Below are 12,349 nucleotides of genomic sequence, written 5' to 3'. Positions count from 1 at the left end.
CTAAACCGCGCGAAGCGCCGCCATGAAGGTTTCGATCAGGTCTTCGGGCGCGCCCTCGGGCGCCACGAGCGCGCCGATTTCACGGCAATAGGGCGGGTCGCCGAAGGGCAGCGAGCGGAGCCGGCGCGGGAAAGGCCGCGCGCCCTTGCAGACCGGCACGATGGAGACGCCCAGCCCGGCGCCGACCAGCGAAGAGATCGCATCGAGCGAGTCGATCTCGATATCGGCGCTGACCGGAATCCCGCGCCGCTGCATCTCCGCCTCGATTCCGCGACCGGCCCAGGTCTTGCGATTGAACCAGATGAAGGGCAACCCGGTCAGCAGGTCGGCGTCGGTCTCGCCCGGCGCGTGCGCCGGCGCGATCACCACGAAGGGTTCGGTCGCGACATGGCGCCATTCAAGCCCGGGCGGCGAGGGGTCCGGGCGCGTGCAGAGCGCAATATCCAGTTCGCCCCGCTGCAACCGCGCCGCCAGCCCGGCGGAACTGTCGGAACGGATCTCGATCCGCAGTTCGGGGTGATGGTCGCGCAGCGTCGCCAACGCATGCGGCAGGATTGAGGAAAGCATGGTCGGCACCGCGCCAACGGTCAGCTTGCCCTTGACCAGTTCGCCCGTCGCGATGGCGCGGGCGGCGTCGAAATGCTCCAGCGTCTTGCGCGCGTGATCGGCCAGCGCCCTGCCGCGCGCGGTCGGCGCCGGCGGGCGTTTCGAGCGGTCGAAGAGCGAAACGCCAAGCTCGTCTTCAAGGCTCTTGATCTGCAGGCTGACGGCGGAATGAGATACGCCGACCGCCTCGCCCGCCGCGGCGAAAGAGCCGCGCTCGACCGCCGCGACGAGGGTCCGGAGATGCCGAATATTCATCACCCGGACCCTAGGCGGGCGCGCCGGACAGATGAAACGGGATTTTCGCCCGAGCGGCGGCGCGCGGCGGCCCGAGCGGCGTGAGGCGCGCAAACGCCGTCCGCGCGCCTAACATCCTCTCTTGCGCTGGAACGCCCGTTCAGCGCGACTCGCCGGCGATATCCGGCTCCGTCCCGCGCTCCAGCAACCCCACCCAGATCGCCGCGCCGATCGCCGCGCCGACCAGCGGCGCAATCCAGAACAGCCAGAGCTGACCCATCGCCCCGGTTTCCGCGAACAGCGCCGCCGCGGTCGAGCGCGCCGGATTGACCGAGGTGTTGGTGACCGGGATCGAGATCAGGTGGATCAGCGTCAGCGAAAGACCGATGGCCAGCGGCGCGAAGCCGACCGGCGCAGTGGTGTGCGTCGCGCCAAGAATGACGATGAGGAAAAACGCCGTGAGGACGATTTCGGCCACCAGCGCCGCGACGATGCCGTAACCGCCGGGCGATAGCGCGCCATAGCCGTTGGAGGCGAAGCCGCCCGCCACCCAGTCCGGCGCGCCCGAGGCGATCAGATACAGCACCGCCGCCCCCGCAGCGCCGCCGACGATCTGCGCGATCCAGTAGGGGATCAGGTCCGCCCAGCCGAAACGGCCGGCGATCGCCAGCCCGAATGAGACCGCCGGATTGAAATGCCCGCCGGAGATCGGACCGACCGCATAGACCATGGTCAGCACCGTCAGCCCGAACGCAAGCGCGACGCCGGCGAAGCCGATGCCGACCTCCGGCACCCCCGCCGCCAGCACGGCGGCGCCGCAACCGCCAAAGACCAGCGTGAATGTTCCGAGCGCCTCGGCGCAAAGTTTTCTGATCATGGGACCCTCCCGGTTGATCCTGAACAGCATCCTGAAACAAGGCGCCATCGCAGCGCGGGCCTATTGATCCCACGATCGCCGTCCAGACAAGCTAAATCGTCCACCCCGCGGCGCGAACAGGCGTTGATTATCGGCAAGAGCGGCCGAAATCGCGCCTCAGCGCGCGGAAAAACGCAGCCGCGTCAATTGTCGCCAGACCTCCCCGGGCCGCAGGATCGCGCCTGGAAAATGCGCGTGGCGCGGCGCATCCGGCCAGAGTTGCGGCTCGAGGCAGAGCCCGGCGCGCCGCCCGAGAGGCCGGCCCTCCGCGCCGCCCGCCGGCGGGTCGAGCCCGTCGGCGGTGTACAGCTGCAAACCGGGCGCCGTCGTCTCGAGCGCCATCTCGACGCCGCCGGCGCTGAGCCGCGCGGCGAGGACGGGCGCGGCGCGCGGCGCCTCCGCAAGGATGTAATTGACGTCGATTCTGGCGGCGCCGACCCGGCGCTTCAGGCGAAAGTCCCGCCCGCCTTCCGCCGGCTCCACCACCCCTGTCGGCGTCATCTCCGGCCCGAGCGGCGTCAGGGTCTCCGCGGCGAGCCATAGCTCGTGCTCGTCGATGCGCGCCGCGCCCGAGAGGTTGTAATAGTTGTGCTGCGCCAGATTGCAGAGCGTCGGCGCCTCCGCCCGCGCGGTCAACTCGATATTCAGCCCGCCCTCCGCCAGCCGATAAGCGCACTCGGCCTCGATTGCGCCGGGAAAGCCTTCCTCCCCGTCCTCATGGCGGATAGCGAAGCGGGCGTGATCGGCGCCATGATCGACCAGCCGCCAGAGCGAGCGGCCGAACCCGCCATCGCCGCCATGCAGCGTCGTCATTCCACCGACATTGCGCGCCGCCTGATATTCGACGCCATCGATGACGAACCGCCCGCCGGCGATCCGGTTGGCGCAGCGCCCGGCGATCGCGCCGACATGCTGTTGGCCGTGACGCTCGTATTCGCCAATATCCGCGAGGCCGAGCACCAACGACCGGCCCAACCCGTCGAGCCGGATCTCCCGCGTCACGCACCCCCAGGTCAGGAACGCCGCCGAAAGCCCGCCGCCCGCGATGCGCACTTCTTCGACCCGCTCACCCTTCGCCGTGACGCCGAACGGGCGGACGCTCACCTGTCGCTCTCGCGCCAGCGGGGGCTGATCCACGGCCGGCGGTTGGAAGGCGGAAGCGGCGGGCGGCCGAGGATATGATCCGCCGCCTTCTCTCCGACCATGATCGCAGGCGCATTGAGATTGCCGTTGGTGATCCGCGCAATGATCGAGCTGTCCGCAACCCTGAGCCCATCGACCCCGATCACCCGGCACTCGGGGTCCACGACCGCCATCGAATCGTCCCGCGCGCCGATCCGCGCCGTGCCGCAGGGGTGATAGGCGCTTTCGACATGCGCGCGGATGAAATCGTCCAGTTCGTCGTCGCTCCGGACATCGGGGCCCGGCTGGATCTCCGCGCCGCGATAGGGGGCGAAGGCGGGCTGAGCGAAAATCTCGCGCGTCAGCCGGACGCAATGGCGGAAATCACGCCAGTCCGAGGGATCGCTCATGTAATTGAAGCGGATCACCGGCGCGGCCTTCGGGTCGCTTGAGCGCAGCGTCACCGCCCCGCGCGAGACCGAGCGCATCGGCCCGACATGCGCCTGATAACCGTGCCCCTCCGCCGCCGCCTTGCCGTCATAGCGCACGGCGAAGGGCAGGAAATGATACTGGATGTCAGGGTATTCGACGCCGGCGCGCGAGCGCAGGAAAGCCGCGCTCTCGAACTGGTTGGAGGCGCCGGGCCCGGTCCCGAAGAAAAGCCACTCAGCGCCGACCAACGCTTTCGAGAACAAATTCCAGTGCTTGTAAAGCGTGATCGGCTGGGTGCAGGCCTGCTGCACATAGACCTCCAGATGATCCTGCAAGTTGGCGCCGACGCCGGGCCGGTCGGCGACAATGTCGATCCCGTGCGCCGCGAGCTCCACGCCCGGGCCGATCCCGGACAGCATCAGCAGCTTCGGCGTATTGAACGCCGACGCCGCAAGGATCACCTCGCGCCGCGCGCCGATCCGTTCGATCCGCCCGCCGCGCTCGACCTCGACCGCGACGGCGCGCCCCGCCTCCACGACTACGCGGCGCGCCAGGCAGCGGTGCAACCGGCAATTCGCGCGCCCGAGCGCCGGCTTGAGATAGGCGTCGGCGGCGGACCAGCGCCGCCCGTTGCGAATTGTATGCTCCATCGGTCCGAAGCCTTCGGGCTTCTCGCCGTTGTAATCCTCCGTCAATTCGAACCCCGCCTCGGCTCCGGCGCGAATGAACGCGTCGAAGAGCGGGATTTCCCGCGCGCCGCGAGTCACATGGAGCGGTCCCTCGGCGCCGCGCCAGTCAGGGTCGCCCTCGCCGCGCCCGTCCCAGTTCTCCATCCGCTCGAAATAGGGCTGGACGTCGGCGCCCGCCCAACCGGCGGCGCCCATCTCCGCCCAGTGATCGTAATCGCGGGGATGGCCGCGCACATAGACCATGCCATTGATGGAGGACGAGCCGCCGATCACCTTGCCGCGCGGCGCCGCCAGCACCCGGCCGCCGAGATGCGGCTCGGGCTCGGATTTCAGGCCCCAGTCATAGCGCGCCATGTTCATCGGATAGGACAGCGCGCCCGGCATCCGGATCAGCGGCCCCCAGTCGGTCCCACCATGCTCCAGCACCAGAACATCATGCTGGCCATCCTCGGAAAGCCGCGCCGCGAGCGCGGAACCCGCCGAGCCCGCGCCGACAATGACGAAATCGGCCTCCATCTCCCGCTCAGACGTCGCGCGCGCGAAGCGGCTCGTAGGAAACCATCACATGCTCCGCATAGGTCGGACGATCGACCAGACGGGCGTAATAGGCGTCGAGCGCCGGCGTCTCGGCCTTGTCGAACTCCACGGTGTAGTAGCGATAGAGCAGGTTGCCGACCATGATATCGGCGAAGGTGAGCGTCTCGCCCGCCATCCAGGGTCCGTCGCCGATCCGCGCGTCGAGCCGGCGCATGACCGGCTTCAGCGCCTCGACCGAGCGGGCGATTTTCGCCGGATCGCGCTTGGAGGGCGCAACGCGCACCAGCGGCATGAAGACCCCGCCGTTCAGCGCCGGGGCGAGCGTCGTCCTGCACCACTCCGCCCACATGTCGAGCGGCGCCCGCGCCGCCGGATCGCGCGGCCAGAACCCGTCATCGGCGTAGCGGGCCGAGAGATAGCGCATGATCGCCGCGCTTTCCCAGAGCACGAGATCGCCGTCGCGCAGGGTCGGGATCAACCCGTTCGGGTTCATCGCCAGGTATTCCGGCGTATCAACGCCGCCGAAGCCGAAGCCGTAGTCGAACCGCTCATAATCCAGCCCGATCTCCGCCAGCGTCCACATAACGATCTGGACATTGGAGGAGGAGGCGCGGCCATAGACAGTAATCATGTGATGACTCCGCAATCAGATTCGGGCGGAGCGCGCGGCCCCGCCCGAGGGGATCAGTGGACCTTCTCGATCCGGGTGAAGTCGAGCTCGCGCTCCGGCGGCGACGCCTCGATCGCCATCACTTCCCCGCCCTTCGTCACGAAGATGAAGATCAGGCAAGCGAAATAGAGGCCGACGACGACCGCGCCGATCCACTGGATCTGCAGCCACTGGTTCTGGAACAGCAGCGTCAGCCCGAAGAGCACCGCGACATTGCCGACGACATAGGGCGCCTTGCCGAAACGCGCGACGGTGATCGAGAGATTGTCGGAATAGAGCCGGATCAGACTGTCGAGCGAATTGATGACGAAGGTGACGCCGACGACGATCATCGCGATGTTGACCGCGCCCTCCGTGCTGATCCCGTTCTGGTGGTAGAAATAGAGAACCGAGAACCAGATCGCGAGCGGGATCGATGGAAAGACCAGAAGCGCGCCCAGCAGTTGCCAGGTCCTCAGCCCGCCGACGAAGCGAGATGTGAACTGTCCGATCATGATCGACCACGCGAACCACCAGAAAAGGTAGAAAGCGTGATAATCGTTGAACGGCAGCACGAAGCGGTGAAGATTCGCGAAATAGCCGCCGATATTGGAAAGGCTCTCGCCGAAAGCCCCCGGCCCCACCCCGCCATAGATCGCCAGACCGACGATCAGCGCCGCGAAAAGCCAGGTCGAGCCGACGCTGAGCACCTTCACGTATTTGATGTCGGTGGAGGAATAAGCCGCCGCCAGGATCACAACGAAGACGATCAGGTAGAAGGTCGCGACCACGCTCTCGCCATCGCCGATCTCGGGGATATAGCCGGGGAGATAGACCAGGAAGAGACTGGCGGTGAAGGCGCAGGTGCCGATGATGACGATGTTGTTGACGATCTTCACCAACGGAATCTCGAAGAACCTCACCCTCGGCTCGATCACGCAGAAATAGAAACTGGTGAGGAAATAGAACGCCCAGATCAGGAAGCCCCAGAACCCGAACTCGATCGCCAGCGGGTTGGTGAAGCCGTATTCCGGACTCGCGGCCGTGTCGGCGTAGGTCGGAAATTCGCTGAGAGGAAACATGATCAGCCCGACATCGAGGCCGGAGGTGAAGAGAATGGCGATGAAGGTGAAGAGCGGCACCGGCGTCACGCCGATGCAGCGCAGGTTCCACCACCTGACAACGCAGAAAATCACCAGCGCGAAGGCGAGAAGGACCCCCGCCGAAAGGATATAGGTCATCCGCTTTCCCTGTTCCGGGCGGCGCTTTTCCGGCCGCTCTCCCCATACTAGCACAGCGCGGCGACTCACTGAACAAATTTTGAATACGCGTTTAATCTTTGATACGTTCGTACAATTCTGACGAACTATCACAACGATAGCCGGGGCGGGAACATGGCGCGTAAACGCATAAGCGAGATCCGGCATCAGGAACTGATCGACGCGACGATCCGGGTGATCCACAGGCGCGGCTACGCCGCCGCCACGATGCAGGAAATCGCCGCCGAGGCCGGAGCCTCGGCCGCCTCGATCAACTACTATTTCGGCTCGAAGGAGCGGCTGCTGGCGGCGACGATGCGCCGGATGCTGGGCGTCCTCCGCGCCGCGCTGCTGGAACGCTACGCCGAGGCGAAGACCCCGCGCGCCCGTCTCGACGCCGTGGTCGCGGCGAATTTCGACGATCGGCTCTTCACGCGGGCGCAATGCAGCGTCTGGATGCAGTTCTGGTCATTCGCGCCCCAGAGCGAAACGCTCGCCCGGCTTCACCGCATCAACCGCGTCCGGGTCAGAAGCCAGTTCCGCGCCGCGCTCCGGCCGCTGGCGCCGCCCCTGACGCGAGAGACCGCGCGCGCCGCGCTTCAGGCTTATATGGACGGCGTCTGGCTCGAAGCGGCGCAATCCGAGGGCCCGCTCCACCCGGCGACGGCGCGGCGCGAGGCGGCGAAAGTCGTCGATCTGCTGCTCGACGCCAGACGGGGCGCAGCGCCCGGCCCAGAGGCGTGATCCCGTCACACGCGGAAAGACCCGGCTGCGCGCCCCGTCTGGCGCCTCCCGTTCAATCCGGCGGCGCGCCTTCCCCCGCCGCCGCGTCGTCCAGCGCAGTCGCGCGGCGCCAGGCCGCACGTCCGCCGACCCGCTTCCAATAGGCCTCGAAAGCGGGCCGCGTCTCGATCGAGCCGAATTGCAGCCCCCAGCCGATTTGAGAGCCGACATAGACATCAGCCGCAGAGAATCTATCGCCCGCCACGAAGCCCTCGCCGGAAACGGCGCCCTCCAGCGCGTCCATCACCGCGCCGAAATCGCCATAGCCGACCATGCGCTTCTTCTCGGGCGGCGCCTCGAAGCCGAGCGCGCGATTGACCACCGCCGCCTCCAGCGGGCCGGCGGCGAAGAAAAGCCAGCGGTAATAGGCGGCGCGCTGCGGGGGCGGCGGCGCGAGACCGGCCTCGGGAAAGGCGTCGGCGAGCCAGGCGCATATCGCCGCGCATTCCGTCACCACGGCGTCGCCGTGGCGGATCGCCGGCACCTTGCCCATCGGATTGATCGCCAGATATTCCGGCGTCTTCATTGCGCCTTCATAATTCAGCACTTCGGTCCGGTAGGGCGCGCCGACCTCCTCCAGCATCCAGCGGACGATTCGGCCGCGCGACATCGGGTTGGTGTAAAAGATCAGATCATCCGGCATCTTACGCTCCTTCGGCAAGGTTGGGTCTACTCGCCCCGCGGAAAGCGTTGGCGCTCTTCCAGCACGTTGAGGTCCATGTGGTTCCTCATATAGCGCTCGGAAGCCTGTTGCAGCGGTTGGTGATCCCAGGGGTAATAGCCCCCCTGGCGCAACGCCTCATACACCACGAGCCGGCGCGCCTGGCTTTGGCGCACCTCCGCGTCATAGGCGGCGAGATCCCATTGCGCCTCCGCCTTCGCGCGAAAGCGGGCCAGCGTTTCCGCGTGGGCCGGATCGGCGGCGAGGTTGATGCGCTCCTGCGGGTCGGCCACCATGTCGAAAAGCTGCTCGGGGTCGAGCGCGCAGCGATTGTATTTCCATCGCCCCTCGCGGATCGAGACCAGCGGCGCCTCCGACGCCTCGGCCGCGTATTCCATCAGCACGGGCGCGCCGCGCGCCGCGCCGCGCGCGAGCGGAACAAGGCTTTCGCCATCGGTCCACGGCATGACTTCGGCCAGCGAGACCCCGGCGAGCTCCGCCAGCGTCGGCGCGAGGTCGATGGTCGAGACCGGCGCGTCGATCCGCCCCGGCGCCATGCCGGGCGCCGCGATCATCATCGGCACCCGCGCCGCGCCGTCATAAAAGCACATCTTGAACCAGAGCCCCTTCTCGCCAAGCATGTCGCCGTGATCGGAGGTGAAGACGATGATCGTGTTCTCCGCCTGCCGCGTCTCCTCCAGCACCTGCGTCAATTCGCCGATCTTCGCGTCGAGATAGGAGATATTGGCGAAATAGGCGCGCCGGGACCGGCGGACATCCTCCGGTTCGATTTCGAACGCGGTGTAGTCGTTCGCCCGCATGATGCGCTGCGAATGCGCGTCGAGATCATCGAACGCATAGGTCGGCTCGACCGGCTCCAGATGTTCGCAATCCTCGTAAAGATCCCAGAATCTCCGCCGGGCGACGTAAGGGTCGTGCGGATGGGTGAAGCTGACGGTCAGCGCCCAGGGCCGCGCGTCCTCCCCGCGCGACAGCTGATAGAGTTTCTGTTTCGCATGCGCCGCGACCTCGTCGTCATATTCGAGCTGGTTGGTGATCTCCGCCACTCCGGCGCCGGTCACGGAGCCCATGTTGTGATACCACCAGTCGATCCGCTCGCCGGGCTTGCGGTAATCCGGCGTCCAGCCGAAATCGGCCGGATAGACATCGGTCGTCAGCCGCTCCTCGAATCCATGAAGCTGGTCCGGCCCGACGAAATGCATCTTCCCTGACAGACAGGTGTAATAGCCAGCGCGCCGCAGATGATGGGCGTAAGTCGGGATGTCGGAGGCGAACTCGGCGGCGTTGTCGTAAACTCGCGTGCGCCGCGGCAGCTGGCCGGACATGAAGCTGGCCCGCCCCGGCGCGCAGAGCGGGCTGGCGGTGTAGGCGTTCGCGAACCGGGTCGAGCGCGCGGCGAGCGCTGTCAGCGCCGGCGCGCGCAGCCAGCCCGCCGGCCCGTCCGGGAACAGCGTCCCGGACAGCTGATCCACCATGAAGATCAGGATATTCGGCCGGTCCATCGCGTTTCTCCCCTTTCCGTCGCGCCGGCCTCCGCTCTGACACAGCCTCAAGAGCCGCGCCAGCCAATGTGAGCGACCGACACATGCAGACGCGATTTGGGAAGAGCGACCCAAGCGGGGCTTCCGCCTCTGAGGTGAAAGTGCTAGACGCCAAGCCCTGATCGTCCGCAAGACAAGAGAACGGCCGCAATACCCCACAGATGCAGGTCGCAGCAAAGATATCAGCGCCGGCGCCGACGATAAGCGGCGTTGAGTTCCGTCCGGCGAATTTCGCGAATTTCGCGGAAGCGCTGAGTTATGCCGCAACCGGAGCGACCGGTTTCACCTATTACAACAGCCGCGGCGAAGTGTCCGAGGTGCTGACCTATCGGCGCCTGCAGGAGGAAGCGGCGGAAACCGCCACGCGGCTGCTCGCGCTCGGGCTCACTCGCGGCGACCGCGTCGCGATCCTGGCCGAGACCGAGGCCGATTTCGCCCGCGCCTTCTCCGGCGCCATGCTCGCGGGGCTCGTCCCGGCGCCGCTGCCGCTTCCCGTCGCGTTCAGCGCCCGCGAAGCCTATAATGACCAGCTCCGCCGCATCGTCGCGGTCGCCGGCGCCCGCGCGGTGATCACCCCCGCCGAGTATGAAAACTGGGTGGCGGAGGCGATGCGCGACGTCGGTCTTCTTTTCTGCGGCCGGCTCGGCGACCTGCCGACCGCCGAAGGCGCGCCGCCCCCGCATCCGACGCTGCGCCCGGACGATCTCGCCTATCTGCAGTTCTCCTCCGGCACCACCGGCTCGCCGAAGGGCGTCGCCGTCACCCATCGCTCGATGATGGCGAATCTGAACGCCATCGCCGAGCACGGGCTGAAGCTTCGCGCCGGCGATCGCGGGGTGAGCTGGTTGCCGCTCTATCACGACATGGGGCTCGTCGGCTGTTTCCTGACGCCGATCGCGACGCAGTTCTCGGCCGATTACATCGCCACGAAGGACTTCATCCGCCGCCCGCTGCTCTGGCTCGAACTGATCGACCGCAACCGCGCCACGGTCACGTTCGGCCCGACGCTCGGTTACGATCTGGCTCATCGTCGGGCGCGCGGGCGCGCGCCCGAAGGGCTGGATCTGTCCTCATGGCGCGTCGCCGGGATCGGGGCCGATATGGTCAAGGCTCCGGTGATTCGCGCCTTCGCGGAAACCTTCGCCGCAGCCGGGTTCGATCCCGACGCCTTCACCCCATCCTACGGCATGGCCGAAACGACGCTGGCGCTTTCCTTCGCGCCGCTCGGCCAGGGGCTCAGGACCGCCCGGCTCGACCTTGACGCGCTGGAACGCCAGTTGATCGCGAAACCGGCTGTCGCGGGCGGCAAGGCGCGGGATTTCGCTCTCTGCGGCCCGCCCCTGCCGGATCACGCGATGGAGATTCGCGACGAGACCGGCAAGCGGCTTCCCGACGGGCGGGTCGGGCGGATCTTCGCCGCCGGACCGAGCCTGATGCGCGAGTATTTCGGCGATCCCGCGCAGACCGCCGCCTGTCTTTCCGACGGCTGGCTCGACACCGGGGATCTCGGTTATCTTACCACCGGCGAGCACGCCGGCCAGATCGTCATCACCGGCCGCGCCAAGGATCTGATGATCGTCAATGGCCGCAACATCTGGCCGCAGGACCTCGAGTGGACGGTCGAGACCCGCGTCGAGCACGCGCGCGAGGGCGGGGTCGCCGCCTTCTCCACGACGGTCGACGACAGCGGCCCGAAGATCGAAGAGGAAATCGTGGTCGTCGTGGAATGTCGTCTTCGCGACCCTGCCGGGCGCGAATCGCTGCGGGCCGAAATCCACGGCGCGGTGCGCGAGTCGCACGGCGTGGACGCCCGGATCGCCTTCGCGAAGAATGGTGAGTTGCCGTCCACCTCCTCCGGCAAGCTGAGCCGGGCGAAAGCGCGGCTGATGTATCTCGACGGGCTTTTCGACCTTCCAGCGTCTTCCCCGCCACAGACTCCGCCGGCGTGAGCCGCCTCGCCGCCCTGACCGGCGGGACCGGCTTTCTCGGCCGTCATGCCGCCGCGGCGCTGGCGGCGCAGGGCTGGCGGCTACGGATGCTGGCGCGGCGGATGCCCGATCTTCCCGAACTCGCCGCGACGCCGATCGAGCTGATTCCGGGCCGGCTTTCCGACCCGCACGCGCTCGCCCGTCTCGTCGAGGACGCGGAGGTCGTGATCCACATGGCCGGGCTGGTGAAGGCCCGCGGCGAAGCCGAATTCATGGCCGCGAACGCGGAGGGAACCCGGGCGCTGGCCCGCGCCTGGCGCGGCCATGCGCCGGACGCGCGCTTCGTTCTCGTCTCCTCGATGGCGGCGCGCGAGCCGGCGCTTTCCGCCTACGCCGCTTCGAAACGCGCCGGAGAGGCCGAACTGACGGCGCTCGCGGCCGACGCCGCCGCCGACTGGCGCATCCTTCGCCCGGCGGCGATCTACGGCGCCCATGACGCCGAAAGCCTGAAGGTCCTGAAACTGGCCGACGCCCCGGTTCAGGTCATGCTGAACGGCGCCGCCGCGCGCGTCGCGATGATCGATGTCCGCGACGCCGCCGAAGCCATCGCCGCCTTTGCCGCGCATCCGGGCGACGGCGCGACATACGAACTGACCGACGCGCGCGCCGACGGGTACTCCTGGCCGGAGCTGACCGCCGCCGCCGCCGCCGCGCTCGGGCGCGCGCCCCGGCCGCTGCGCCTGCCTGCGCCGCTTCTGCGGCTGATCGGCGCCTTCGGCGCCGCCGCGCAACTTCTGACCGGATCGGCGGAAATGCTGACCCCCGGCAAGGCGCGCGAGATCCTGCACGCCGACTGGTCTGGCGACCCGGCGCTGGCCCCTCCCGCCGCCATCTGGCGCCCCCGGATCGCGCTCGCCGACGGATTGAGGGACATGGCGGCCTGGGCGCGCGCCGAAGACCGACTCTGAGCG

Annotated in this window: 11 protein-coding genes; 3 read left to right on the top strand and 8 right to left on the bottom strand. The window is 67.7% G+C overall.

Features of this window, described 5'->3' with window-relative positions; genetic code table 11:
* The 6 genes from G5B40_RS18845 to G5B40_RS18820 form a co-directional block, all read right to left on the bottom strand.
* The gene (locus tag G5B40_RS18845) at positions 1–861 is read right to left on the bottom strand and encodes a LysR substrate-binding domain-containing protein (protein ID WP_165102009.1); all 861 of its coding nucleotides are present in this window, start codon (positions 859–861) and stop codon (positions 1–3) included.
* 139 nt (positions 862–1,000) lie between these two features.
* Positions 1,001–1,717, bottom strand: a complete 717-nt coding sequence (aqpZ, locus tag G5B40_RS18840; protein WP_165102007.1) for an aquaporin Z — start codon at positions 1,715–1,717, stop codon at positions 1,001–1,003.
* Positions 1,718–1,873: 156 nt separating this feature from the next.
* On the bottom strand, positions 1,874–2,860 hold the full coding sequence (locus tag G5B40_RS18835) for an aldose epimerase family protein (RefSeq protein WP_165102004.1): 987 nt from the start codon (positions 2,858–2,860) through the stop codon (positions 1,874–1,876).
* A complete protein-coding gene (gene betA, locus G5B40_RS18830; protein WP_165102001.1) occupies positions 2,857–4,515 on the bottom strand; it encodes a choline dehydrogenase in 1,659 nt (552 codons plus the stop codon). Before betA ends, G5B40_RS18835 begins: the two co-directional genes overlap by 4 nt.
* A gap of 7 nt (positions 4,516–4,522) precedes the next feature.
* Positions 4,523–5,167: a glutathione S-transferase family protein gene (locus G5B40_RS18825; RefSeq protein ID WP_165101998.1), complete on the bottom strand. Its 645-nt coding sequence runs from the start codon at positions 5,165–5,167 to the stop codon at positions 4,523–4,525.
* Between the two features lie 53 nt (positions 5,168–5,220).
* A complete protein-coding gene (locus G5B40_RS18820) occupies positions 5,221–6,426 on the bottom strand; it encodes a BCCT family transporter (RefSeq protein ID WP_165101996.1) in 1,206 nt (401 codons plus the stop codon).
* Between the two features lie 153 nt (positions 6,427–6,579).
* Here G5B40_RS18820 and betI point away from each other — a divergent pair, with 153 nt between their 5' ends.
* Entirely contained in the window at positions 6,580–7,188 is a 609-nt protein-coding gene (gene betI / locus G5B40_RS18815; RefSeq protein ID WP_165101993.1) for a choline-binding transcriptional repressor BetI, read from the top strand.
* Positions 7,189–7,240: 52 nt separating this feature from the next.
* Here the strand turns inward: betI and G5B40_RS18810 are convergent, their stop codons facing one another.
* Together G5B40_RS18810 and betC are read right to left on the bottom strand one after the other, a co-directional pair.
* Positions 7,241–7,870, bottom strand: a complete 630-nt coding sequence (locus G5B40_RS18810; protein ID WP_165101990.1) for a glutathione S-transferase family protein — start codon at positions 7,868–7,870, stop codon at positions 7,241–7,243.
* Between the two features lie 26 nt (positions 7,871–7,896).
* Positions 7,897–9,411, bottom strand: coding sequence for a choline-sulfatase (gene betC / locus G5B40_RS18805; RefSeq protein WP_165101988.1), 1,515 nt, complete (start codon positions 9,409–9,411; stop codon positions 7,897–7,899).
* 200 nt (positions 9,412–9,611) lie between these two features.
* Between betC and G5B40_RS18800 the strand changes: the two genes are divergently transcribed.
* Positions 9,612–11,399, top strand: a complete 1,788-nt coding sequence (locus G5B40_RS18800) for a fatty acyl-AMP ligase (protein ID WP_165101985.1) — start codon at positions 9,612–9,614, stop codon at positions 11,397–11,399.
* Entirely contained in the window at positions 11,396–12,346 is a 951-nt protein-coding gene (locus tag G5B40_RS18795; protein WP_165101982.1) for an NAD-dependent epimerase/dehydratase family protein, read from the top strand. Before G5B40_RS18800 ends, G5B40_RS18795 begins: the two co-directional genes overlap by 4 nt.
* The last annotated feature ends 3 nt before the right edge of the window (positions 12,347–12,349 follow it).

The sequence above is a fragment of the Pikeienuella piscinae genome (genome assembly GCF_011044155.1).
GTDB classification, from domain to species: Bacteria; Pseudomonadota; Alphaproteobacteria; order Rhodobacterales; family Rhodobacteraceae; genus Pikeienuella; species Pikeienuella piscinae.
This window is presented reverse-complemented; position numbering and strand designations above follow the sequence as displayed.

Bases quoted from the DNA above. Each gene is read 5' to 3' on its own strand.
- G5B40_RS18820 (WP_165101996.1), bottom strand. From the start codon at position 6,426: ATGACCTATATCCTTTCGGCGGGGGTCCTTCTCGCCTTCGCGCTGGTG.
- G5B40_RS18825 (WP_165101998.1), bottom strand. From the start codon at position 5,167: ATGATTACTGTCTATGGCCGCGCCTCCTCCTCCAATGTCCAGATCGTT.
- betI (WP_165101993.1), top strand. From the start codon at position 6,580: ATGGCGCGTAAACGCATAAGCGAGATCCGGCATCAGGAACTGATCGAC.
- G5B40_RS18845 (WP_165102009.1), bottom strand. From the start codon at position 861: ATGAATATTCGGCATCTCCGGACCCTCGTCGCGGCGGTCGAGCGCGGC.
- betA (WP_165102001.1), bottom strand. From the start codon at position 4,515: ATGGAGGCCGATTTCGTCATTGTCGGCGCGGGCTCGGCGGGTTCCGCG.
- G5B40_RS18800 (WP_165101985.1), top strand. From the start codon at position 9,612: ATGCAGGTCGCAGCAAAGATATCAGCGCCGGCGCCGACGATAAGCGGC.
- aqpZ (WP_165102007.1), bottom strand. From the start codon at position 1,717: ATGATCAGAAAACTTTGCGCCGAGGCGCTCGGAACATTCACGCTGGTC.
- G5B40_RS18810 (WP_165101990.1), bottom strand. From the start codon at position 7,870: ATGCCGGATGATCTGATCTTTTACACCAACCCGATGTCGCGCGGCCGA.
- betC (WP_165101988.1), bottom strand. From the start codon at position 9,411: ATGGACCGGCCGAATATCCTGATCTTCATGGTGGATCAGCTGTCCGGG.